Source organism: Actinocrinis sp. (assembly GCF_035653575.1).
Classification (GTDB): Bacteria; Actinomycetota; Actinomycetes; order Streptomycetales; family Catenulisporaceae; genus Actinocrinis.
On the sequence record NZ_DASRBQ010000156.1, the window covers coordinates 22,343 to 45,635 of the forward strand.

Consider the following 23,293-nt stretch of genomic DNA (forward strand, 5'->3'; position numbering starts at 1 on the left):
TGTGACGCGAGGCGTACGCGACGATGAAATGCGGGGGCCAGGCTAATCACCATGAGCTTCCAGACTCTGGCAACACTTCCGGCCCCCGCTAGGAGATTCGACGCGGGTTCGTCCGCATCCGGTTCCAAGCACACGGGTGCCACTACCTCTGACGCGCCTGCGGATTTCGCGGCGTACGTCGCGGAACGCCGCTCCTCGCTGCTGCGTACCGCGCACCAGGTCGCGGGTGACCGCACCGAGGCCGAGGACCTGCTGCAGGAGGGCCTGCTCAAGACGTATCAGGCCTGGCACCGGATCGAGGACAAGGCGGTCGTCGGCTCGTACCTGCGCCGCACCATGACGAACCACCAGATCTCGCAGTGGCGCAAGCGCCGGGTGGAGGAGTACCCCACCGACGAACTGCCCGAGCACGGCTACGACGGCGAGTCGATGTCGCAGGTGGAGATGCGCGTCGCGGTGGCGCGGGCGCTGATGCGGCTTTCGGCGCGGGACCGCGAGGCCCTGTCGCTGCGGTACTACGGCTCGTACACGGACACTGAGATCGCCGAGCGGATGGGCGTGTCGGTCGGCACGGTCAAGTCGGCGTTGTGGCGCGCGCTGCGTAAGTTGCGCGACGACCCGGCGCTGCGCCCGCTGGCCGGGTACGTGTCGCAGAACAGCGAATGGCTCGTCGAGTCGCAGGCCGCGTAGCCGCAGAGAAACAAGGGGGTACGGCCGGGGTTGCGGCCGCTGCGGGCCGGTCACGGGGGTGCCCGTTCGTGGCCTGATGTCATGCGCCGATCGCGCCTGACGGGACGAGGCGACATCCGCCACTTCAATCACGCTCGGTAATGTGGAAGTCTTGCGCCGAAAGACAGCCGGAAAGACAAGCGGACTGACACGGGAGCGTTGCACTGCCATGCCTGAGACGTTGAAAAAGCTACGCGAGCCGGCGGCGTTGGCCGCCGTCGTGTTCGCGGGGCTCACCCTCCTTGTCGCAGTGATCAATCTGCTCGCGCCCCCGTCCTCGAACGGGTTCTCCGAGCCCTTCGCCAATCGTGCGCACGACCAGGTCGGCGCGTTCCTCGACGTGGTCGTCGCGGCGGCCGCGGCCTTCGCGGTCTACTTGGCCAACCACGTCACCCCGGCGCTGGCCAAGGCGCGGCTGATCACGCTCGCCGCGCTGGTGGAGATGGGCGTCGCGCTGCTGTTCGGATTGGTGACCGCGCTGGCCCAGTTCGGGGCGGACGGCATCGGCGGCGAGGGCAAGTTCCTCACCTTCGTGATGGCGATCGGCGAGGGCGTCGTCGTCGCGGTCGCGGCCCTGTTCGTGTGGATGACGTGGCAGATCCTCAACCCGCAGACGGCGCGCCCGTCCGGTCAGCCCGGCCGGTTCGGCGGCGGCTGGACCGGCGGCCCGGGAGCGGGAACCGGTGCGGGCCAGGGCGGCCAGCAGTACGCGCAGCCCGGACCGCCCCCCGGCGGCTTCGGCTGGACCCCGCAGCAGGGCGCCGGCAGCCAGCCGGGCCAGCAGCCCGGACAGGCCGGCTTCGGCCAGCAGCCCGGCCAGTCGGGGCCGACCGCGTTCGGTCAGCAAGCTCAAGGACACGGGCAGGGCCCGAGCGCTGGCGCGGCCGGAGCACCGCAGCCGTTCGGCCAGGACCGCACGCAGCTGCTTCCGCCGGTTCAGGGCGGCCAGCCGCAGGGCCAGGGCCAGTCCGGGGGCTACGAGCAGCATCAGCAGTCTCAGCCGTTCGGACAGCCGCCTAGCCCCAGTGGCACTGGTTCGCACCAGCCGCAGCCGCAGCCGCCGGTCCCGCCGACGATGCAGGATTACGCGGCCGCGCAAAGCCCCTGGTCTCCGAGCGGAGTCGGTGGCTCCACTCCGCAGCCCGCGGCGCAGAACCCGGCCCACGGCCAGGGACTCGGCCAGGCACAGGGGCAAGGTCAGGGCCAGCAGATCCCGTCGTCCCACGCCGACGAGTCGGAGCCGCGCCAGGGACCGTTCCAAATCGGCGACTGGCGCTCCGAGTAGCGATTTGATCAAGGACTTATTAGGGCAAAACCCTACTTAAGGCCTATTGTCCGCCAGGAGGGTGAGGCGGCGTGACTTCGGACTGGTATCCGAGTTGCCTCGGGTACCAGTCCGTTTTGCGCGGATCTCTGACCTCTGTGAGGGACGTTTCAAGATGCGTCAGTCAAGGACAGCCGGGCGAATCCCGGGCAGCGCGCGCCGCCTGGCGCTCACCTCGCTCGGCGCGGGCTTGGCGGTCGCGGCGGCGGCTCCGATGGCGTCGGCCGCGACAACGGCGGCCGAGGCCGCGTCACCGGTCTCGGGAGACGTCGCCGACACCGCGGCGCTCGGCTCCACGACGACCAGCGCGGACGCGATTCCAGTGACCTCAGCCGCGACGCAGCAGCAGGCGCAGCAGGTGCGAGTGCAGGGGCGGCAGCAGGCGCAGGCCCAGCAGCAGACGCAAGCTCAGGTGCAGGGGCAGCAGCCAACGCAAGCTCAGGCGCAGTGGCAGGACGCGCCGATGACCGCTGCCGCACCGGATGCGGCGCCCGCGCCGAACGCAGCGCCCGCACCGAACGCAGCGCCCGCGCCGAACACAGCGCCCGCTCCCGATGCGGCCCCGGCTCCCAGTGCAGCACTCGCGCCGGTCTCTGCCTCTGCGCCGGAAGCCGCACTCGCTCCCGCCTCGGCATCCGTGCCCGACGCGGCCCCCGCTCCGGCTGCTGTCTCCGCGCCGGAAGCTGCCCTCGCCCCGAACGCAGCGCCCGCTCCTGACGCGGCGCCCGCTCCTGACGCAGCGCCCGCTCCCGATGCGGCCCCCGCCCCCAACGCAGCGCTCGCGCCCGAGGCTGCCCTTGCTCCCGAGCTGGCGCCCGTGCCCGCTGCGGCCCCGGCTCCCAACTGGTCGCGGCTCGGCCGGCTCAAGCTCTACCCGCTTGCCGGCACCGGCGTCGACCCGCTGTCGAATGTGGTCGACACCAGCCTCGGCGGCATCCCCGTCTCGACTCAGCCGGTAAGCGACACCTTCGCCGACGGCCTCCCGGTCTCCGACCTGCCGTTGCTCGGAACGCTGCTTGGCGGACCGCACAACTGACCGGTCCTCAGCTCGCGCGCGTGCACATCTTGCGGATCGCAGGCCAGACCACTTCGCGGATCGCGTGCCTGGCCACCTCGCGGATTGCGTGCTTAACCACTTCGCGGATCGCGTGCGTGTGTACTTCGCGGATCGCATGCCAATAGCGAGTGGCCCTCTGGTCCACTACACACGTCCGGCGCCGGTCGGCGGCTTCACGAGAGCCTGCCGATCGGCGCCGGATTCGTGCGTGTCGGATTCCGGGCCAGCACGCGCTGCGCCCGCACGCGCTGGCCTGCCCTCTGCCGGTCAGACTCCGACCGGGTGCCAGACCGTCTTGGTCTCCATGAAGGACACGATCCGGTCGAGCCCGGGATCGGCCGTCCAGTCCGGCTCGGGTTCCGGCCGACGCAGCCGCTTGAGGTTTTGCGCGCCAGCCCGCTCCAACTCGGTCGCCAGCTCGGGGTCCGTCACGCCGGACAGGTCCAGCGCGTCCACGTCGAGGTGGCTTGCGAGCGGCATGCCGAGCTCGGCGATCCGTCCGGTCAGGATGTTGATCACGCCGCCGGGCAGGTCCGAGGTCGCCAGCACCTCCGCGAGGGTGATCGCGGGCAGCGCCGTCGCACCGGGCGCGACGACGACCGCCGTGTTTCCGGAGACGATCACCGGAGCGAGTACCGAGACCAACCCGAACAACGACGGTCGCTCCGGTGCGAACACCGCCACGACGCCGGTCGGCTCGGGGGAGGAGACGTTCCAGTACGGTCCGGCCACCGGGTTCACGGTCCCGCGCACCTGGCTGATCTTGTCGGACCAGCCCGCGTACCAGACCCAGCGGTCAATCGCGGCGTCGGTTTGCGCGAGCGCCGAAGCACGGGTGACGCCCTCGGCGGCGGCTACCTCGTCGGCGAACTGTTCGCGTCGCCCTTCGAGCATTTCGGCGATCCGGTAGAGGATCTGGCCACGGTTGTACGCGGTCGCGCCGGACCACCCGCTGAACGCCGACCGAGCCGCCCTCACCGCGTCGCGGGCATCCTTGCGGGAGGCCAGGGCGGCATTCGCCAGGAACGCGCCTTGCGCAGAGGTCACCTCGTAGCTCCGTCCGCTCTCCGAGCGCGGGAAGGCCCCGCCGATGTAGAGCTTGTAGGTCTTGCGCACGGCCAGCCGGGTTCGCGTGCTGTACCGCTCGGCGGTCGGCGTCTCGACGGCGGCCGCGCCCGATTCGGCGGGAACGCTAGCGGCCGTATTGGAGCCCTCGGGCGCACCAGAGTCAGCCGAAGTCGGCGGGGCGGCTTTCGGCGCGCTCGCTTCGGTGGATGCTGAGGCGGCACGCTTGGCAGTGCCCTTGCCTGCGGCCGCACCGCTCACGGCAGGCACTGCGGCTGCGACGCTGGTCTCCCTCGGCGAGCCTTGTGCCGCTGCGGTCTTCTTAGCGGCCGTCTTCTTCGTGGCTGTCTTCTTGGCAGTCACCCTTTTCGGAGGCGTCTTCTTTGCCGCGGTCGTCTTCGCCGTGCCGTCGGCACCGGTCTTGTCAGACATCGAGGTACGCCTCCAGACCGTGTGCGCCGCCCTCGCGGCCGTAACCCGACTCGCGATAGCCGCCGAACGGCGAGGAGGGGTCGAACTTGTTGAACGTGTTCGCCCACACCACCCCGGCGCGCAGTTTCTTCGCGATCGCCAGCATCCGCGAACCCTTCTCAGTCCAGATCCCCGCGGACAGCCCGTACGGTGTGTTGTTCGCCTTCGCCACCGCCTCCTCGGGAGTGCGGAAAGTCAGCACCGACAGCACCGGTCCGAAGATCTCCTCGCGGGCGATCCGGTGCGTGGCCGAGACGTTCGTGAACACGGTCGGCGCGAACCAGTAGCCGGTGGACGGCAGCTCGCACGCCGGGGACCAGCGCTCGGCGCCCTCCGCCTCGCCCGCCTCGGTCAGCTCGGTGATCTTCGCCAGCTGCGCCGCCGAGTTGATCGCGCCGACGTCGGTGTTCTTGTCCAGCGGATCGCCGACCCGCAGCGTCTCCATCCGGCGGCGCAGCGCGTCCATCAGTTCCGGTTCGATCGACTCCTGCACCAGCAGCCGCGAACCCGCGCAGCAGACCTGCCCCTGGTTGAAGAAGATCGAGTCGATCACGCCCTCGACGGCCTGGTCGATCGGCGCGTCGTCGAACACGATGTTCGCCGCCTTGCCGCCCAGCTCCAGGGTCACTTTCTTCCGGCTGCCCGCGACGGCGCGCGCGATGCCGCGGCCGACCTCGGTCGAGCCGGTGAACGCGACCTTGTCCACGTCCGGGTGCCCGACCAGCGCGGCCCCGGTCTCTCCCGCGCCGGTCACGATGTTGACCACGCCGGGCGCCAGGTCCGCCTGCCGGCAGATCTCCGCGAAGGCCAGCGCGGTCAGCGGCGTGGTCTCGGCGGGCTTGAGCACCACGGTGTTCCCGCAGGCCAGCGCCGGGGCGATCTTCCAGGCCAGCATCAGCAGCGGGAAGTTCCACGGGATGACCTGCGCCGCGACGCCCAGCGGCTTGGGATCGGGTCCGTAGCCGGCGTAGGAGAGCTTGTCGGCCCAGCCCGCGTAGTGGAAGAAGTGCGCGGCGACCAGCGGCAGGTCCACGTCCCTGGTCTCGCGGATCGGCTTGCCGTTGTCGATCGACTCCAGCACGGCGAGTTCGCGCGAGCGCTCCTGGATGATCCGGGCGATGCGGAACAGGTACTTGGCCCGCTCCGAGCCGGGCATCTGCGACCAGATCCGGTCGTAAGCCGTGCGCGCGGCGGCCACCGCGCGGTCCACGTCGGCCTCCGACGCGACACCGAACTCCGCGAGCACCTCCTCGGTCGCCGGATTCACCGACTTGAGCGCGCCGCCGGTGGCCGGGACGAACTCGCCGCCGATGAACAGGTCGTAGCTCGGGTTGATCTTGACGATGGCGCGCGACTCGGGCGCTGGGGCGTACTCGAACAGGTTCGCCACCGACGAGGCGGTCGGAGCCGTGCTCGGCGTATCCGCTGCCGCGGTGTTCTCGGGCAGCCGTGAGGATTTCCGCTGTGCCATCGGGTCAGTCCACCGTCACGTAGTTGGGCCCGGAGTAATAGCCGGCGGCCTGCTTCTGACGCTGCATCAGCAGATCGTTGAGCAGCGAGGACGCGCCGAACCTGAACCACTGCGGGTCGAGCCAGTCCGGGCCGCAGGTCTCGTTGACCACGACCAGATGCTTGATCGCGTCCTTCGCGGTGCGGATGCCGCCGGCCGGCTTGAACCCGACCATCCGGCCGCTTGCCGCCCGGAAGTCACGCACCGCCTCCAGCATGACCAGCGACACCGGCAGCGTCGCCGCGGGGGAGACCTTGCCGGTGGAGGTCTTGATGAAATCCGCCCCGGCCAGCATCGCCAGCCACGAAGCCCGCCGCACGTTGTCATAGGTGACCAGCTCGCCGGTCTCCAGGATGACCTTCAGATGCGCGTCGCCGCAGGCTCCCTTCACCGCCGCGATCTGCTCGAAGACCGCGCCGTAGTGCCCGGCGAGGAAGGCGCCGCGATCGATCACCATGTCGATCTCGTCCGCGCCCGCCGCCACGGCCATCCGGGTATCGGCGAGCTTGACCTCGAGGGAACTGCGGCCGGAGGGGAAGGCGGTGGCGACCGAGGCGACCTTGATAGCGGTGCCGCGCAGCTCGTGCTTGGCCACCTCGACCAGATCCGGGTACACGCACACCGCGGCGACCGAAGGACAGGTCGGATCCGACGGATCAGGCCTGCGCGCCTTCGCCGCCAGCGAGCGCACCTTCCCGGGAGTGTCCGCCCCCTCCAGCGTGGTCAGGTCGATCATCCGGATCGCCAGGTCGAGTGCGAAGCCCTTGGCGGAGGTCTTGATCGACCGGGTGCCGAGCCGGGCGACCCGCGCCTCCGCGCCGACCTTGTCCACCCCGGGCAGCCCGTGCAGGAAGCCGCGCAGTGCCGCCTCGTTGCCGGTGGCCGCGCGCAGATCGAGCCGGTCGGGCACGTGGTGCGTCTCCGCCTGGTCCACGCCGGTGTCCCGGGCCGCGGCTATGTCACGGCTCGGTCCGTCGTCTGGTCTCAGGCCCGGTTCGCGGGCCGGATCGGTGTGCGGCCGTTGCGCCGCTTCGGTCGTGCTGGTCACACGATCCAGCGTAAACGGCGGCGGCGAGCGCCGCCGGACCCGTCGTCCAGGTTGTGGATAACTTGTGCGATCCGCGTGCCGGCGGCCGACCGGGCATCACCCCTCGATCGGAATCACCCCGTTATGACGCCGTGACATGCTTTGAATCCGGCCACCCTACATGGACCGCACCCAGCCCGTGAGGCAGAATCCAGGGTCATGACTCCGCTCGCCACCGAATCCCGTTCGACCGCAGAAAAACCGACCGCGTACCGCGGCCCCGCGGCGCTCATCGGCGGTGCGTTGGTCGTGCTGTTCTGCGGATTCGGTGCGATCGATCTGCTGATCGAGTCCGGAACGCAGGACCTGGTCGCCGCGGCCGTCCTCACGCTGGTGGCCGTCCTGGCGGGGCTCTACGGCGTCTATCCTGCGGCGTTCGCGTGGAATGACCGGCTTGTCGTGCGCAATCCGTTTCGCACGATTGAGCTGCCCTGGGACGCGGTGACCGATCTCAGCGCACGGCTTTCCTTCATCGCGCACACGGAAAGCCGCCGTTTCACGGTCTGGGCCATCCCGGTCTCGCTGCGGGAGCGCCGCCGATCCGAGCGGCACCGTCTCAGGGATTTGTCGCAGGCGCAGCGCTTGGCCAAGCGCGGAGTCCCGGCTGAAATGCTGCAGTCACGCAGCCGCCGCTCCTATGACCCGGTCGAGCGGCTCTCCTTCGCCGACCAGGCGATCGAGGAGATGAACGCGCGGCGCGAGGCGTACGCGGTCCAGGCGCGGTTCAAGGCCAAGGAGGCTGAGCAGGCCGCCGCTGCGGCAGAGGCGCAGTCCGCTACCGCGTCGTCGTCGAGCGTAGATGTGTCGACGAGTGCCGAGTCTTCGAGCGACGCCGCAGCCGCGCCGAAGGCCGCACCCGCCGTCGAGACCGCCCCGGCCGACTCGGGCACGGTGCGCTGGTCCGTCCTGTCGTTCGCACTGCTCAGCGCAAGCGTCGTGTTCCTCATCGTCGCGCTGAGCATCCGCTGACAAGCGGACGGACTCCGGCCGCCTGAGTGCCCTCAGTCCGTCGCCTTGAGCCGTTCCGCCAGTGCACCCTTGAGCGCGTCTAGCAGTGCGGCCGCGTCAGCCGCCGAACCGTGCGTTACGACTTCGATGTAGCACTTGAGCTTCGGTTCGGTACCTGAAGGACGCACTACCACGCGCGCGCCACCGTCGAGCGAAAGCCGCAGTCCGTCGGTCGGCGGCAGGCCGGGCGAGCCGAGCGACAGGTCGTCGAGCAGCGTCACCGCCAGGCCGGCCAGCTCCTTCGGCGGGGCAGAGCGCAGCGCGGCCATCATGCGCGCGATCTGGTCCAACTCGTCGACCCGGATCGAGAGCTGGTCCGTGGCATGCCGGCCGTACTCGGTGGCCAGCCGCTCGAGTTCGCTCTCGAAGCTGCGGCCGTCCGCCTTCAGCGTCGCCGCCAGTTCGGCGATGAGCAGCGCCGCGCTGATGCCGTCCTTGTCGCGCACGCCGTCCGGATCGACGCAGTATCCGAGTGCTTCCTCATAAGCGTACGAGAGGTCCTCGACCTTCGTCAGCCACTTGAACCCGGTGAGCGTCTCGCGGTAGTCGATGCCGTGCCGCTGCGCGATCTTTCCGAGCAGCGAGGAGGAAACGATCGTCGTGGCGAATGTGCGCGCGCCACCGCGTTCGGCGAGGTACGCGCCAAGCAGCGCCCCGACCTCGTCGCCGCGCAACATCCGCCAGCCGTCCGCACCCGACGCGCTGTCAGCTGTGCCGAGCGGAATCGCCACAGCGCAACGGTCCGCATCCGGGTCATTTGCGATCACCAAATCGGCGCCGGACTTCCGTGCCAGCGCCAGCGCGAGGTCGATCGCGCCAGGCTCTTCCGGATTCGGGAAGGCCACCGTGTGGAACGTCGGATCCGGATCCTGCTGCTCAGGCACGGCGATCGGCGTACCGAACCCGGCGCGCTCGAAAGCAGCCGCGAGTGCCGCACCGCCGACGCCGTGCAGCGCGGTCGACACAACCCGCAGATCCCGTGGGCCCACCGGGCTCAGGACACGCACCGCACGATCGAGATACGCATCGACGATCGAGTCGTCCAGCGTCTCCCACTCCGTGCCGCGCGGAACCGTGGCCAGCGGCCCGACCGCCGCGATGGCCGCCGCGATCTGCTCATCGGCCGGGGGAGTGATCTGCGAACCGTCGCCGAGGTAGACCTTGTACCCGTTGTCGCGCGGCGGATTGTGACTCGCGGTCACCATGACGCCAGCACACGCGCCCAAGTACCGGATCGCGAACGCGAGCACCGGCGTCGGCAGCGGTCTCGGCAGCACCAGCGGTCGCAACCCGACACCGCTAAGCACCTCGGCCGTGTCGCGCGCGAACACATCAGAGTTCTTCCGCGCGTCATAGCCGATGACGACGGCCTCTTCCACGTGCCCGTTGTCCAGCAGATAGCGCGCGAGGCCCGCTGCAGCGCGGCTGACCACCACGCGGTTCATCCGATTCGGCCCGGCCCCCAGCTCGCCGCGCAGCCCGGCGGTACCGAACTGGAGCGTGCCGGAGAAGCGGTCCGCGAGCTGGGTGCAGGTGTCGCAGGCGCCCTCATCGGCGTCGGCGCACTCCTCGATCAGCGCGCGCAACTCCTCGCGGGTCTCCGGGTCGGGATCCTCGTCCAGCCAGGCGCGGGCGAGTGAGAGCAGGCGTTCCACGGCGACTCCTTTCGAGCCTTTCCGTCTTGCTTGTCGCTATGGGCGCTCTAGGAGCTAAAGGCGACCGAGCACGTCGCGCAGCAGCACGCCCATACGCGCAGCCGACGCGTTACCGGTCTCGATGACTTCCTGAGCGCTAAGCGGCTGCCCCGTCATACCCGCCGCCATGTTGGTCACCAACGAGATGCCCAACAGCTCCGCCCCGGCCTCACGCACTGCGATCGCCTCAAGCGCCGTCGACATGCCCACCAGATCAGCACCGAGCGTACGCACCATGCGGATCTCCGCAGGTGTCTCGTAGTGCGGGCCGGTCAGCTGGACGTACACGCCCTCAGCGAGAGATGGATCGACGTCCTTGCACAGCGCGCGCAACCGCGACGAGTAGAGGTCCGTCAGGTCGACGAAGTTGGCACCGACGATCGGCGAGGTCGCGGTCATGTTGATGTGATCGCTGATCAGCACCGGCTGACCCACCGAGTACTCCGGATTCACCCCGCCGCAGCCGTTGGTGAGGACCACCGTCGAGCATCCGGCGGCCACGGCCGTACGCACCCCGTGCACGACGCGCGCGACGCCGTGGCCCTCGTAGAAGTGCGTGCGGCCGAGGAAAACCAGCGCCAGCTTGCCCGTGGAAGCCAGCCGGACCGACCGGATCCGTCCGGCATGGCCGATGGCCTCGGCCATGGTGAACCCGGGCAGCTCGGTGACCGGGAACTCGTGCTCGGGCTCGCCGAGCGCGTCAGCCGCCGGGACCCAGCCTGAACCGAGGACCAGCGCCACGTCGGGCGTGCCGCCGATCCTCGAGATCAGCGCCTTCGCGGCGTCCTGTGCGCCCTGGTACGGGTCCGCGTTCGACTCTGCAATCGCCTGTGTCGTCACGCATCAGACGATATAGCGGCTGCGGATAGCTCGCTCTGTCCGGTCGTTGACGCGGCGGGCACGTCGGCCATGTTCACGGCGACGGCGACCTCTGCCGGCTCGGCGACTTGTGCGTCCGATACCGGTGTGTCGGTGCTACGCCGTGTACGGATGTCACGCGAGAGCAGCGTCAGCAGGCTCACCGCGACGATTACGCCGGCCGCGGCGTACTGCGTGTTGGACACGCCAATCGCCGCTGCGATCGGACCGGCCAGCAGCGCCCCGATCGGCATGGACATGACCGAGCCGAGCGCGTCATAGGCCGAGACCCGGGCCAGCTTGTCCGCGGGGATGTAACGCGCCATCACCACGAACCACTGCACCATCATCGTCTCGAGCGCGATGCCCACACCGAAACTGGTCGCGCAGATCAGCCACACCGGCCACAGCATCGCCAGGGCGAGCGAGGGCAGCGCGATCGTCGCACCGATCATCGCGACGAACAGCATCGGCCGCCGCGGTGTGTACCGCAGCGCGATGAATCCACCGACGATCAGGCCGACCGATTCGAAGGCCATGATGGTGCCCCAGGCGGCCGGGCCACCCAAGTGCGCCTTGGCCACCGCGGGGCCGAGCACGCTGAACGAGCCGTACCAGCACATCAGCACCGCGGAGTACTGCAGGACGATTCCCCACAGCCAGGTGTGCGACCGGAACTCGTCCCAGCCCTCGCGCAACTCGCTGAAGATGCCCGGGTTGTGAGCGCGCTCGATGGCGCGGACCCGGATCAGCAGGTTCGGCGCGACCGACGCGGCCATGCCGATCGCGTCGATGACCAGGGCCCAGCCCGGACCGGAGGCCGCGACGAGGAAGCCGGCGATCGCGGCGCCGCCCATCATGGCCGCGTTCATGACCAGTCGGCTGATGGCGTTGGCCTGCTGGAGCTCGGACTCCGGCACCAACTTGGGCAGCAAGCCCTGCGAGGCCGGGTAGAAGATCGCGATCGCGGTACCGGTGCCCGCTTCCAGTGCGATCATCTGCCAAAGGTGAGCCGAGTGCGTGAGCACCAGTAGTCCGAGCGTGCCCTCGCACAGCGCGACCAGCAGGTTCGCGAACGCGATGACGTACTGCGGCGGTATCCGGTCGGCGATCACTCCGCCGAGCGGCCCGAACACCAGGTTCGGCGCGATCTGCGCGGCGAGCACGTAGGAGAGGTCCGCGGTTGATCCGGTGTTGGCGAGAACGGCGAAGGACACGCCGACCGCGGAGAACGCGAAGGCCGACGGCGCGACGAACCGGTCGATGAGTAAGTACCGGAAGTTGCGGTAGCGGAGCACGCCAAAGCGACTCGGCGTTGACGTTGACATGGTTATCCGCTCCCCGGACGCGCGCCCTTGTAAGACTGCGCCTCTTAAGACACTGCGGCGCCCTTGTAAGACACTGCTTCTGAAGGTACCCAAGCCATCCGACAGGGCGCCAACGTATTTCCTCTGGCGCCGAAGTGGACTGCGTTATTCCGTCGGGTGAGGTCCTCGAGGGCACTGGCTGCGTCGGGTCCGTCACGGTTCGCACCGTAGGTCGCAGGTTCGCCTGATCACGATCGGATTTCTCGGGGATCCGGACCGCTCACGGCTCTGGCCAGGCAGCCTGTGGACACGGCAACAGCGCTGGTACCTGGGGCAATTAGACTGAACCTGTGACACGAATTGCGATCATCGGTGGTGGACCCGGCGGTTACGAGGCGGCGCTGGTGGCCGCGCGGCTCGGCGCGGAGGTGACCATCGTCGACCGCGACGGCATCGGAGGCGCGGCGGTGCTCACCGACTGCGTCCCGTCCAAGACCCTCATCGCGACGGCCGACGTGATGACCACCTTCGAGGACGCCCCGGAGCTCGGCGTCCGGATCGGCGACGACGCGGCGCGCTGCGTCACGGGCGTGGATCTGGCCCGGGTCAACGCGCGAGTCAAGGCGCTAGCCGCGAAGCAGTCCGAGGACATCGCCGAGGGCCTGGCGAAGGCCGGCGTGACCGTCGTGCACGGCGCCGGACGGTTGGCCGACGGCGGCGCCACGGTCGAAGTGGTGACGCCCGGCGATGGCGCCGGCAAGGGCATCGTGGAGAAGGTCGCCGCCGATGCGGTCATCATCGCGACCGGCGCGCGCCCTCGCGAACTGCCCTCCGGTCGGCCTGACGGTGAGCGGATCCTGACGTGGACTCAGCTCTACGACCTCGACGAACTGCCCGAGGACCTGATCGTGGTCGGCTCGGGCGTGACCGGGGCCGAGTTCGCGGGCGCCTATCAGGCGCTGGGCTCACAGGTCACGCTGGTCTCCTCGCGTGACCGGGTGCTGCCCGGCGAGGACGAGGACGCGGCGCGCGTGCTCGAGGAGGTCTTCCAGCGGCGCGGCATGAGGGTACTGAGCCGGTCCCGCGCGGCCTCTGCGGTACGCGAAGGTGACCGCGTCACGGTCACGCTCGAAGACGGCCGCACGGTACAGGGCACCCACTGCCTTATGGCGGTCGGTTCGCTGCCTAACACCGAGGACCTGGGCCTCGACGCGGCCGGCGTGGAGCGAACGCCCTCCGGCCACATCCTGGTGGACCGTGTCTCGCGTACCACTGCGGCCGGTGTCTACGCAGCCGGCGACTGCACAGGCGTTCTCCCGCTCGCGTCGGTCGCCGCGATGCAGGGCCGCATCGCCGTGTACCACGCGCTCGGCGAGGCGGTGTGGCCGATCAACCTCAAGCGGGTCTCCTCGAACATCTTCACCGCGCCGGAGATCGCCACGGTCGGACGCACCACGTTCAATGCGGAGAGCGACGATCCGAAGTTCGACGTGGTCAAGCTGCCGCTGGACACCAACCCGCGGGCGAAGATGCTCGGCTTCCACGACGGCTTCGTGAAGCTTTACGCGCGCCCCGGTTCCGGGACCATCCTCGGCGGCGTCATCGTTTCTCCGCGCGCCAGCGAGCTGATTCACCCGGTTTCGCTGGCGGTGGATCTGCACCTGACCGTGGATCAGGTCGCCTCGGTGTTCACCGTGTATCCGTCGCTGTCCGGTTCGATTGCGGAAGCGGCGCGCCGGCTGCACAGGGAAGAGGAATAGCCGTTACCGGCGATTTGGCGTGTGAAAGTTTCGGGCCGGGGCGATAGGAATTCGCCCCGGCCCGCGCCGCTATCGGTATTCCGGTTCCGGGCTGGATTTCACGTGCGGTTCTGCCCGAGCCGGGTTGTTTTGTGTGGGTTTAGTCTTTGATCTCGCACAGGACCGCTCCGGCGGTGACGCCGGTGCCGATCTGCGCGGTCAGCGAGACCACGGTGCCGGCCTTGTGTGCCAGCAGCGGCTGCTCCATCTTCATCGCCTCGAGCACCACGACCAGGTCCCCGGCGGCGACCTGCTGGCCCTCGGTCACGGCGACCTTGACGATGGTGCCCTGCATCGGGGAGGTCAGCGCGTCCCCGGTCACCGCGACCGCCGCCCGGCCGCCGCCGGCGCGCTTCGGGGCTGCACGCCGCACGGCGCCGGCGCCCGCGCCTGGTGCGGGGGCGAGCGTAGCGGGCAGCACCACCTCCAGGCGCCGCCCGCCGACCTCCACCGTCACGCTCTGGCGCTCTTGCGTCTCCGGCGCCTCGCCGATCGGCCCGTCGTAGGCGGGCAGCTCCAGCTGCGCCTCGGTCTCGATCCAGCGGGTGTGCACGCTGAACGGCTGCGCGGGGTCGGCTGGCGCGAACGCCGGATCATCGAGCACCGCGCGGTGGAAGGGCAGCACCGTGGCCAGCCCCGCGACCTCGAACTCCGCCAGCGCGCGGCGGGCGCGGGCCAGGGCGTGCGCGCGGTCGCGGCCGGTGACGATCAGCTTGGCCAGCAGCGAGTCGAACGCCTGCCCCACCACGCTGCCGGTCTCGACCCCGGCGTCCACCCGCACCCCCGGGCCCTGCGGGGTGCGCCACGTGGTGATCGTGCCGGGGGCGGGCAGGAAGGAGCGGCCCGGATCCTCCCCATTGATCCGAAACTCGATGCTGTGCCCGCTCACCTGCGGGTCGTCGTACCCCAGCGGCTCGCCGGCGGCGATGCGCAGCTGCTCGACCACCAGATCCAGCCCGGTGACCTGCTCACTGACCGGGTGCTCGACCTGCAGGCGGGTGTTGACCTCCAGGAACGAGATCGTGCCGTCCTGGCCCACCAGGAACTCGCAGGTGCCCGCCCCCACGTACCCGGCCTCTTTGAGGATCGCCTTCGACGCCGAGTACAGCTGCTCGACTTGCTCGTCCGACAGGAACGGGGCCGGGGCCTCCTCCACCAGCTTCTGGTGCCGCCGCTGCAGCGAGCAGTCCCGCGTGGAGACCACCACCACGTTGCCATGGGTGTCGGCCAGGCACTGGGTCTCCACGTGCCGCGGGCGCTCTAGGTACCGCTCCACGAAACACTCACCGCGCCCGAATGCCGCGACCGCCTCGCGTACCGCGGAGTCGTACAGCTCCGGGATCTCCTCAAGCGTGCGGGCCACCTTCAACCCCCGCCCGCCGCCACCGAATGCCGCCTTGATCGCCACCGGCAGCCCGTGCTCGCGCGCGAACGCCACCACCTCGTCGGCCCCGGACACCGGCTCGCTGCTGCCGGCCACCAGCGGCGCCCCCACCCGTGCGGCGATGTGCCGCGCCGAGACCTTGTCCCCCAACGCCTCGATCGCCGCGGGCGGCGGACCGATCCACACCAGCCCCGCGTCGATCACTGCCTGCGCGAACGCCGCGTTCTCGGAGAGAAACCCGTACCCCGGGTGTACCGCATCCGCCCCCGAGGCGCGCGCCGCCGCCAACACCTTTTCTACCGACAAATACGACTCCGCTGCGGTCTCACCCCCCAACGCGAACGCCTCATCCGCCACCCGCACGTGTACCGCATCGCGATCCGGCGCCGCGTACACCGCTACCGAACCGATGCCTACATCCCGACACGCCCGCGCCACCCGTACCGCGATCTCCCCACGATTCGCGATCAGCACCTTGCGCACGTCAGGCTCCCTCATCCCAAATTCCGAGAAGACCCCTTGAGTGTAGGCAGGCGTGAGAAGCCGCCGCCCGGAGGGATCACTACTGAAGGTGCCGCCACTTGTTGTATGCGGCCCACAACCAATCCTGCTGCATTACGCGTCTCCTTGTAATGAGGTGGGCGCTATGGTTCTTCTCACAGGGGACGTAAGGTACGAAGCCGAATGACGTCCCGGTGCGGAAAGAGAAGACCGAAGCAGACGACGCGATCGGCGCGTTAGGGGAGGGTGGCGGCGAGTGTCCATATCCGGCGGCTCGCTCGAGACGAGCAGGACGGACCGGCTCAAGGCGCAGGGCGCCTCGATGCTGGCCGAAATGCGGGTCGCGGCCGAGGTCACCGTCTTCGTCGTCGCCCTGATCTGGGTGGTGCAGGCGTTCAACGCCGCCGACGGATACCGCCTTGACGCTCAGTACGGCATCGTCGCGCGCAGCATCCCCTCGTTGCCGCACATCATCACCGCGCCGTTCCTGCACCTCGGCCTCGATCACATCGAGAGCAACACGCCGCCACTGGCGCTGCTGACCTTCCTAGCCGCGCTTGGCGGCATCAAACGGTTCGTGTACGCCGCCGCGATGATCATCGTGGTCGGCGGACTCGGCACGTGGCTGGTCTCGCCGTCGAACAGCGATACTGTCGGAGCGAGCGGTCTGATCTTCGGACTGCTCGGCTATGTCGCGGTGCGCGGCCTGTTCGCCCGCTCGCTGTGGCAGGGGGTCTGGCAGATCGCGGTGGGTGTCGCCGTGTTCGTCTACTACCAGTGGACACTCGTTCTGCTGTACCCGTCCGCGACCGTCACTGCAATGCACATCTCCTGGCAAGGGCATCTGTGCGGCCTGCTTGCCGGGATTCTCGCCGCAGTGCTGATGTGGCGGCGCGGTAGACGACTCGACGACGAGCCGGAACCCGCCTGACCCACCTACCTAGTCCCGATTCAGTCCCGACCCGGAGTGGCGCCAGTCGTGCCGATACCCCCGAAAAACCCCTCACGCGTGTTCCGCACCGCCCCCGCAAAGGCGGCGCTGGCGGTGGGCGGTGCCGCCGTCGCCGCCTGCGCCCTGCTGGCCTTCCCGGCGGCGGCCTCGGCAGCGTCCGGCTCGGCGGACCTCCTTATCCGGCCGTCGCATCCGTTTCCGAGTTTCAGCTTCCCGGTACCGCCGCCGACCACACAGTTCCCGACCTCCGGCGGCTCGACCATCGTCCCGGTGGGCGTGAAGAAGTCGAGCGCGCCGAAGCACTCGGATCAGCCCCAGTTCAGCTACGTCTCCACGTTCTCGCCACAGCCGGCGGCCTCAAGCGCGCCCGCGAACACCGCGAGCGCGAGCTGTCTCGCGAACGGCCAGCCGGTCCCGGGCCCGCGCGGTGACCTGGACCTTCCGGGCATCAACGGCACGTCGCAGGACCCCGGCCACACCGGCGCGCTGCCGATCAACACGCTCGGCCCGACGGCGATGCTGCCGCCGCAGATCGACTCGGCGAATCTCGCGCAGCTCAAGGTGACTCGGCCCGTAGACGCGACCTCGACGAACCTGTCGATGGTGGCCAGTTCCGGCTACCGGTTCCCATGCGTGCACATCGAGGTCGGCCCGGGGCAGGGCTTCGCGAACGCCGAGTACGCGCTCGTCAACGCGGGTCTGGTCGCGGACGATCGGTCGGGTTCGACGGAGACCCTGACGTGGACGTACTCGACGATCCTGTGGTCTTACACGCTGCCGGGCTCGACGACCGTGCACCAGGGCTCGGGTGAGATCAACGCGCAGCCTGACCGGACGACCACCTCGCTCGTAACGGACTCGAAGGCGGTAGCGGCGGGGACGATTGGCCTGACGCTCGTCGTCTCACTTGGGTTGATCGCGCTGTACATCATCGGTAGGCGCCGCCACAAGGCGCGGTACCGCGCGCGCTACTACCGACGCGCGGCGATCCGTGCAGAGCGCGAGGGGATGCCTGCGGCGCCGGTGTTCGCGATGCAGGCGACCGAGCCGGTCGAGCCGGCTGAGTCAGCCGAGATCTGGGAGCCGCAGCCGGGCGAAGCCGTGGACGTTGTGGAGGCTGCCGAGGTCGCCGAAGCTGGGGAGGCCGTCGTCGAGGAATCGGAGCTCGCCGAAGAACTGGAGTCGAAGTCCGAACCGGAAGCGGAACCGGTGGCGGTCGCGGAACCAGGCGGGGCGAAGAGCGAGCCGGAAGCCGAAAGCGAGCCCGCAACCGAGGACGTAGACGGCAAGTCCGACGCAGCGGATCAGCCGGAGGAGCCCGTCAAGGCGCAGCAGTCCGTTGAGGCTCAGGAGCCCGCCGAGCCGGAAGAGCCCGCCGAGCCGGAAGAATCGGCCGAACCGGAAGAATCGGCCGAACCGGAAGAACCAGCCGCAGCCGAGAAGCCGGCTGAGCCCGAGGAACCAGCCGCGGCCGAGGAGCCGGCTGAGCCCGAGGAACCAGCCGAGGTCGAAGCCTCCGCGTCGGCTGAGGAACCGGAATCGGAAACGGAGTCGGAGTCCTCAGCGGAGCCGAGCGAGTCGGAAGCCGAACCGGTACCGGGCGACGATCACGAACCGGCCGCTGCTCGCTAACCGGCCGTTACCGGAAGATCCCGGTGTGCCCGAGCGAGTACCGGCCGGGCTGCGGATACACGCACAGACCGTGCGGTCCGCTGCCCACCGGGATACGCGCGATGAGATGCCCGTCGATCGTCGAGATCGCGTACACCTCCGCGTTGTACCGCCCCGTCAGCCACAACACCGTGCCGTCCGCTGACACGCCGCCCATATCCGGGCTCGCCTTACCCGGAATGCGCCACAGCGCCTTCACCGAGCGCGTCGCGAAGTCGAGCACAGAGATCGAGCCCTCGCCACGGTTCGACACGTAAAGCGACTTGGAATCCCGGCTCACATACAAGCCATGCGCGCCGAGCCCGGTGTGGATGAAACCGGTCACCTTGAAGTTGTCGCCGTCGAGCGTCCACAGCCCATTCGTCGCCATGTCCGCGACGTACCAGACCGAGCCGTCGGGAGCTATCTTCACGTCCTGCGGCATCGCGCCCGACTTCAGCGTGACGACCCCGAGCAGCTTGTGCGCCGCCGTGTCCACCTTGAGCAGTTGGCCGGAGAACTCGCATGACGCGATGAAGTACGTGCCATCCGGCGAGAAGTCCGCGTGGTTCACGCCTGCGCACGGCACCGGCAGTATGTCCTGGATCGCCATCGTGTGCGGGTCACGGAACACGATCTGTCGGTTCGCCTCCGCCATCACCATGGCCGACTTGCCATCCGGGGTGAAGTAGAGGTTGTACGGGTCATTCACCGGCACCGGCTTGCCGAACGCACCGGTGCGCGGGTTGATCGGCGTGAGCGAGTTACCGAGGTCGTTGTTCACCCACAGCGTTTGCAGATCCCAGCTCGGTACGACGTGCTGAGGCTGATGCCCTACCGGTACCGTGCGCACAACCTTGTACGTCGCCGGGTCGATGACTGAGACCGTGTCCGAGTTGCTGTTCGGTACGTACACGTACGACGGCATGCCCTTCACCGCGTCGGACAGCTGATTCGGTCGATCGGCGGCGTAAAGGTCCTCGGGATTGTATTCAGGCATGCCCGCGAGACCCGACCGAAGCTGAATCGTCGGGGACGGAGACAGCGAGGCACCGCTTCCGGTCCGACGCGGCGTGCCGACCGCCGCCGCGCCTTGCGTCGTGTGTGAGCTGGCCGCCGAGCCGTTCGTCCCCGAACCGAACAGCGCACAGCCGCCGACCACCACACCTGCCGCCACGACGGCCGCGCCGCCCAACAAAGCCTGGCGTCGGCTGAGACTGTTCACCGGTGTGCTACCTCCGGGATCGAGAGGGGCTGCGGGAAGAGCTCGGAAGCCGTGACGGCCTGCAAGCCGCGCGTGCGCAGGCCGTCCAGGATCGCCGGTAGCGCGGTGACGGTCCCGGCGTGGCCCAGGTGCATGGAGACCACGTCACCGGCGTGCACCGCTGACAGCACGTTGTGCACGACCGCGTCCGCGCCGGGATCGGTGTAGTCGAGCGAGTCGAGGTCGTACGAGAGCACCGTCTGATAACCGGCGCGTACTGCCGCCGCGCGGACCGTAGCCGTCGCGTGCTGGGCTTGCGACGGGCGGAACCAGCGGCCGCGCGAGCCGGTCAACTGCTGCAGCCGCGCCGCACAGTCCTCGATCTCTGCGTAGGCGGCGTCCGCGCTGAGCGCGTCGATGTTGATGTGATGCTCGGTGTGATTGCCGAGTTCATGGCCGCCGTCAAGCACTCGGCGTGCCATCTGTGGATACGTGCCAAGCCACCGACCGACAGCTAGGACCGTGACACGCGCGCCGGCCCGCTCTGCCTCAGAGAGCAATGCGGTAGCGAGTGACGGCGTGCCGTCGCCATGAAACGTAAGGGCGACGCCGTTAGCGACGGCGGCACGCGGTACCGCGCTCCCGGATGCGGAGACGGTGACCGATGGACCCGTGCCCGACGCCGTGGAGGTTGCGGAAGGCCCCGGCCGCCCGGTGCTGGCTGCGTGACCCCCTCCGCCCGCCGACGAGCAACCTTCCGTCGCAGCCGCGACCGCACAGGCCGTCCAGGCTGCGCGCAAGGCGTCCCTGCGTGACAAGGACAGGATGCGCCACGGCTCGTCCTCCGGGACACTCACGCACCGACCCTATGTGAGGCGGAGTCAGCAGGTAATCGCCCCTTTCGGCTAACAGAGTGAAGCGATCAACCCTTCAGGGGATCTGGCCACAGATCGGCGACCGAGATGCCGAACTCGGCGAGCATCTGCCGCAGCAGCGGCAGCGAAAGACCGATCACGTTCGACGGATCGCCGCCGATCGACTCGACGAACGATCCGCCGATCCCGTCCAGCGTGAACGCTCCGGCCACGTTCAGCGGCTCGCCGGTGGAGACATAAGCCTCGATCTCGGCGTCCGAGATGTCGGCGAACTGGACCAGTGTCGCGCCAGCGCGGGTGACCTCGCGCCAGTCACCACCTCGGTCGCCCGTACCGCTACCGCCGCTGCTGCTGCCGGTGCCGCCACTGCCGTCAGCCCCGGCCCCGGCATCGCCTGCGCCGTCGCTCTCGACCGCACTGGCATCCTCGGTGGACAAAGCAGCCTGTTCAGGCGTGGCCTCCGCGTCAGTGACCGCGTCAGCATCCGTGGGTCGGGTGTCGATCAGGCAGTGTCCCGTGACGAGAATGCCCTCCCGCCCCCGCATCGTCTTCCACCGCCTGATGGCGTCCTCGGCATCGGTCGGCTTCCCGAGCGCGTTGCCGTCCAGGTCGAGCACCGAGTCACAGCCGATCACCAGCGCGCCCGGCTCCACTCGCCTGGCCACGGCGCGCGCCTTGGCCCGCGCCAGGACCAGCGCCAACTCGACCGGGCTCGTGGCGTCGAAGGCGTCCTCGTCTACGCCGCTGACGATCGCCTCCGGCGCGAAGCCCGCGTTGCGTAACAGGGTCAGTCGCGCGGGCGACTGGGAGGCCAGTACGAGTCTCAAGATCGCTGCTTTCCGGTCGCCGGATGATCAGATGGTCGGATGCCGTGCCGTGCCGAGGTCCTCATGGCTGGCGCGTCAACGATTCAACGCCCGACGCGCCAGCGCAATCAGCGCGGGAGTGCGGAGGCCCGCCAGCCGCCGGGGGACGGCCTGCCGGGCCAGCGCATGTTCCGCGAGCGCTCCGTCCAGCCGGAGAGCTTCGGCGGCGCGGCCGGCTCGCCGACCGCCCCGGCCGCCTGACCCGCGATCACCGCGACCAGCGCCGCGAGCTCCTCCGGACTCGGCTGGCCGCGCACGACCTTAAGCAGCGCCGCGTCCTGCGTGCTCTCCGTGCCGTTCGCTTCCGAAGTCGCGTTCGTCACCATGGCCCCGATCGTCGTCACAGCGGGATGTTTCCGTGCTTCTTGGGCGGCAGTTGCGCGCGCTTGGTCCGCAGCGTCCGCAGCGCCCGCGTCACGAACGCGCGGGTCTGCGAAGGCTCGATCACGGTGTCCACGTAGCCGCGCTCCGCCGCGATGTACGGGTTCATCAGCGTGTCTTCGTAGTCCGTGATCAGACCGGCGCGCATCGTCGCCCGGTCCTCGGCCGCCGCGAGGTCGCGCTTGTAAAGCACGTCTACGGCGCCGGGCGCACCCATCACCGCGATCTCTGCTGTCGGCCACGCGACGTTGATATCCGCGCCGAGGTGCTTGGAACCCATCGCGTCGTACGCACCGCCGTATGCCTTGCGCGTGATGACCGTGATCATGGGCACGGTGGCCTCGGCGTACGCATACAGCAGCTTCGCCCCGCGCCGGATGATGCCGTCCCACTCCTGGTCGGTACCGGGCACGAAGCCGGGTACGTCCACGAAGGTCAGGATCGGGATGTTGAACGCGTCACAGGTGCGGATGAACCGGGCCGCCTTCTCCGAGGCGTCGATGTCGAGGCAGCCGGCCTTCATGATCGGCTGGTTGGCCACGATGCCGACAGAGTGGCCTTCGACCCGTCCGAAGCCGACCACGATGTTCTGCGCGAACAGAGGGTGCACCTCGAGGAAGTCGCCCTCGTCGAGTACGTGCTCGATGACCCGGTGCATGTCGTACGGCTGGTTCGCCGAGTCCGGGATCAGCGTGTTCAGCTCCAGGTCGAGCTCGCTCTCAGACAGGTCGTTGTCCACGTCGAAGACCGGCGGGTCCTCCAGGTTGTTCTGGGGCAGGAAGGAGAGCAGACCCTTGACGTACTCGATCGCGTCCTTCTCGTCCGCGGCCTGGTAGTGCGCGACCCCGGACTTGGTGTTGTGCGCGTGCGCCCCACCGAGCTCCTCGTGGCCGACGTCCTCGCCGGTCACCGTCTTGATCACGTCCGGGCCTGTGATGTACATGTTCGAGGTCTTGTCGACCATCACGACAAAGTCGGTCAGCGCGGGGGAGTAGACCGCCCCGCCGGCCGCCGGGCCGACGATCAGCGAGATCTGCGGGACGACGCCCGAGGCGTGCACGTTGCGCCGGAAGATCTCGCCGAAGGCGCCGAGGGAGACCACACCCTCCTGGATGCGCGCGCCGCCGCCGTCGTTGAAGCCGACCAGCGGGCAGCCGATCTTCATCGCCAGGTCCATCACCTTGGCGATCTTCTCGCCGTTCACCTCGCCGAGCGAGCCGCCGAATACGGTGAAGTCCTGAGAGAACACGCACACGGCGCGACCGCCCACGGTGCCGTAGCCGGTGACCACGCCGTCGCTGTACGGCCGCTTCTTCTCGATGCCGAAGTTGGTCGACCGGTGCCTGGCCAGCTCGTCCAGCTCCTGAAACGAGCCCTCGTCGAGCAGCAGCTCGATGCGCTCACGCGCGGTCAGCTTGCCCTTGGCGTGCTGCTTCTCCACGGCACTCTCGGAGCCGGCGTTCACCGCCTCGTCGAGATGCCTACGCAGTAGGGCGAGCTTGCCCGCGGTCGTGTGGATGTCGATCTCTTCGGCCATCGTCGCTCGTCACTCCCTGAACGGTCGGTACCTC

The 23,293-nt window shown here is 69.1% G+C and carries 19 protein-coding genes and 1 pseudogene; 7 read left to right on the plus strand and 13 right to left on the minus strand.

The genetic code is table 11. The features are described from left to right. Positions 1 to 51: 51 nt before the first annotated feature. The 3 genes from VFA06_RS20985 to VFA06_RS20995 all read left to right on the plus strand — a co-directional run bounded on the left by VFA06_RS20985 (position 52) and on the right by VFA06_RS20995 (position 3,089). Entirely contained in the window at positions 52 to 690 is a 639-nt protein-coding gene (locus VFA06_RS20985) for a SigE family RNA polymerase sigma factor (RefSeq protein WP_324842365.1), read from the plus strand. 208 nt (positions 691 to 898) lie between these two features. Further along, positions 899 to 2,014, plus strand: coding sequence for a hypothetical protein (locus tag VFA06_RS20990; RefSeq protein ID WP_324842366.1), 1,116 nt, complete (start codon positions 899 to 901; stop codon positions 2,012 to 2,014). A 154-nt stretch (positions 2,015 to 2,168) separates the two neighbouring features. Beyond that, positions 2,169 to 3,089, plus strand: coding sequence for a hypothetical protein (locus tag VFA06_RS20995; protein WP_324842367.1), 921 nt, complete (start codon positions 2,169 to 2,171; stop codon positions 3,087 to 3,089). Between the two features lie 288 nt (positions 3,090 to 3,377). Here VFA06_RS20995 and VFA06_RS21000 read toward each other — a convergent pair whose 3' ends face one another. The 3 genes from VFA06_RS21000 to deoC form a co-directional block, all read right to left on the minus strand. After that, the gene (locus tag VFA06_RS21000) at positions 3,378 to 4,232 is read right to left on the minus strand and encodes an aldehyde dehydrogenase family protein (protein WP_349260273.1); all 855 of its coding nucleotides are present in this window, start codon (positions 4,230 to 4,232) and stop codon (positions 3,378 to 3,380) included. A 367-nt stretch (positions 4,233 to 4,599) separates the two neighbouring features. Next, positions 4,600 to 6,036: an aldehyde dehydrogenase family protein gene (locus tag VFA06_RS21005; RefSeq protein ID WP_349260274.1), complete on the minus strand. Its 1,437-nt coding sequence runs from the start codon at positions 6,034 to 6,036 to the stop codon at positions 4,600 to 4,602. 85 nt (positions 6,037 to 6,121) lie between these two features. Beyond that, positions 6,122 to 7,066 (minus strand): deoxyribose-phosphate aldolase, encoded by a 945-nt coding sequence (gene deoC / locus VFA06_RS21010; RefSeq protein ID WP_349260275.1) that lies wholly within the window; start codon positions 7,064 to 7,066, stop codon positions 6,122 to 6,124. Positions 7,067 to 7,402: 336 nt separating this feature from the next. Between deoC and VFA06_RS21015 the strand changes: the two genes are divergently transcribed. Continuing rightward, positions 7,403 to 8,212, plus strand: a complete 810-nt coding sequence (locus tag VFA06_RS21015; protein WP_324842371.1) for a PH domain-containing protein — start codon at positions 7,403 to 7,405, stop codon at positions 8,210 to 8,212. Between the two features lie 32 nt (positions 8,213 to 8,244). Here the strand turns inward: VFA06_RS21015 and VFA06_RS21020 are convergent, their stop codons facing one another. The 3 genes from VFA06_RS21020 to VFA06_RS21030 are packed head-to-tail and all read right to left on the minus strand — an operon-like array spanning position 8,245 to position 12,131. Next, on the minus strand, positions 8,245 to 9,906 hold the full coding sequence (locus tag VFA06_RS21020; RefSeq protein ID WP_324842372.1) for a phospho-sugar mutase: 1,662 nt from the start codon (positions 9,904 to 9,906) through the stop codon (positions 8,245 to 8,247). 54 nt (positions 9,907 to 9,960) lie between these two features. Beyond that, positions 9,961 to 10,785 carry a purine-nucleoside phosphorylase gene (locus VFA06_RS21025; protein ID WP_324842373.1) on the minus strand — a complete coding sequence of 275 codons (825 nt, stop codon included), beginning with the start codon at positions 10,783 to 10,785 and terminating at the stop codon, positions 9,961 to 9,963. Beyond that, the gene (locus tag VFA06_RS21030) at positions 10,782 to 12,131 is read right to left on the minus strand and encodes an MFS transporter (RefSeq protein ID WP_324842374.1); all 1,350 of its coding nucleotides are present in this window, start codon (positions 12,129 to 12,131) and stop codon (positions 10,782 to 10,784) included. Before VFA06_RS21030 ends, VFA06_RS21025 begins: the two co-directional genes overlap by 4 nt. A 329-nt stretch (positions 12,132 to 12,460) precedes the next feature. Here VFA06_RS21030 and VFA06_RS21035 point away from each other — a divergent pair, with 329 nt between their 5' ends. Continuing rightward, positions 12,461 to 13,870, plus strand: coding sequence for an NAD(P)H-quinone dehydrogenase (locus VFA06_RS21035; protein WP_324842375.1), 1,410 nt, complete (start codon positions 12,461 to 12,463; stop codon positions 13,868 to 13,870). Positions 13,871 to 14,009: 139 nt separating this feature from the next. Here the strand turns inward: VFA06_RS21035 and VFA06_RS21040 are convergent, their stop codons facing one another. Then, complete coding sequence (locus VFA06_RS21040) at positions 14,010 to 15,776, minus strand: acetyl/propionyl/methylcrotonyl-CoA carboxylase subunit alpha (RefSeq protein ID WP_349260276.1); 1,767 nt, start codon at positions 15,774 to 15,776, stop codon at positions 14,010 to 14,012. Between the two features lie 274 nt (positions 15,777 to 16,050). Here VFA06_RS21040 and VFA06_RS21045 point away from each other — a divergent pair, with 274 nt between their 5' ends. Continuing rightward, on the plus strand, positions 16,051 to 16,725 hold the full coding sequence (locus tag VFA06_RS21045) for a rhomboid family intramembrane serine protease (protein ID WP_324842377.1): 675 nt from the start codon (positions 16,051 to 16,053) through the stop codon (positions 16,723 to 16,725). A 78-nt stretch (positions 16,726 to 16,803) separates the two neighbouring features. Continuing rightward, positions 16,804 to 18,378 carry a hypothetical protein gene (locus tag VFA06_RS21050; protein ID WP_324842378.1) on the plus strand — a complete coding sequence of 525 codons (1,575 nt, stop codon included), beginning with the start codon at positions 16,804 to 16,806 and terminating at the stop codon, positions 18,376 to 18,378. 7 nt (positions 18,379 to 18,385) lie between these two features. On the opposite strand, the gene VFA06_RS21055 is transcribed toward VFA06_RS21050, so the two are convergent. The 6 genes and pseudogenes from VFA06_RS21055 to VFA06_RS21075 form a co-directional block, all read right to left on the minus strand. Then, on the minus strand, positions 18,386 to 19,396 hold the full coding sequence (locus tag VFA06_RS21055) for a YncE family protein (RefSeq protein WP_324842379.1): 1,011 nt from the start codon (positions 19,394 to 19,396) through the stop codon (positions 18,386 to 18,388). A gap of 221 nt (positions 19,397 to 19,617) precedes the next feature. Further along, positions 19,618 to 20,457, minus strand: a complete 840-nt coding sequence (locus VFA06_RS21060; protein ID WP_324842380.1) for a polysaccharide deacetylase family protein — start codon at positions 20,455 to 20,457, stop codon at positions 19,618 to 19,620. 65 nt (positions 20,458 to 20,522) lie between these two features. Beyond that, the gene (locus VFA06_RS26155) at positions 20,523 to 20,687 is read right to left on the minus strand and encodes a Maf family protein (RefSeq protein ID WP_414639941.1); all 165 of its coding nucleotides are present in this window, start codon (positions 20,685 to 20,687) and stop codon (positions 20,523 to 20,525) included. Positions 20,688 to 20,879: 192 nt separating this feature from the next. Beyond that, a pseudogene (locus VFA06_RS26160) lies at positions 20,880 to 21,305 on the minus strand (Maf family protein); the annotation flags it as partial. Positions 21,306 to 21,409: 104 nt separating this feature from the next. Next, the gene (locus VFA06_RS21070; RefSeq protein WP_324842382.1) at positions 21,410 to 21,685 is read right to left on the minus strand and encodes an acyl-CoA carboxylase subunit epsilon; all 276 of its coding nucleotides are present in this window, start codon (positions 21,683 to 21,685) and stop codon (positions 21,410 to 21,412) included. Further along, on the minus strand, positions 21,682 to 23,259 hold the full coding sequence (locus VFA06_RS21075) for an acyl-CoA carboxylase subunit beta (protein WP_324842383.1): 1,578 nt from the start codon (positions 23,257 to 23,259) through the stop codon (positions 21,682 to 21,684). Before VFA06_RS21075 ends, VFA06_RS21070 begins: the two co-directional genes overlap by 4 nt. Positions 23,260 to 23,293 lie beyond the last annotated feature (34 nt).

Coding starts and splice junctions, on each gene's coding strand:
- VFA06_RS20985 (WP_324842365.1), top strand. CDS start 52: ATGAGCTTCCAGACTCTGGCAACACTTCCGGCCCCCGCTAGGAGATTC.
- VFA06_RS20995 (WP_324842367.1), top strand. CDS start 2,169: ATGCGTCAGTCAAGGACAGCCGGGCGAATCCCGGGCAGCGCGCGCCGC.
- VFA06_RS20990 (WP_324842366.1), top strand. CDS start 899: ATGCCTGAGACGTTGAAAAAGCTACGCGAGCCGGCGGCGTTGGCCGCC.
- VFA06_RS21030 (WP_324842374.1), bottom strand. CDS start 12,131: ATGTCAACGTCAACGCCGAGTCGCTTTGGCGTGCTCCGCTACCGCAAC.
- VFA06_RS21055 (WP_324842379.1), bottom strand. CDS start 19,396: ATGCCTGAATACAATCCCGAGGACCTTTACGCCGCCGATCGACCGAAT.
- VFA06_RS21015 (WP_324842371.1), top strand. CDS start 7,403: ATGACTCCGCTCGCCACCGAATCCCGTTCGACCGCAGAAAAACCGACC.
- VFA06_RS21075 (WP_324842383.1), bottom strand. CDS start 23,259: ATGGCCGAAGAGATCGACATCCACACGACCGCGGGCAAGCTCGCCCTA.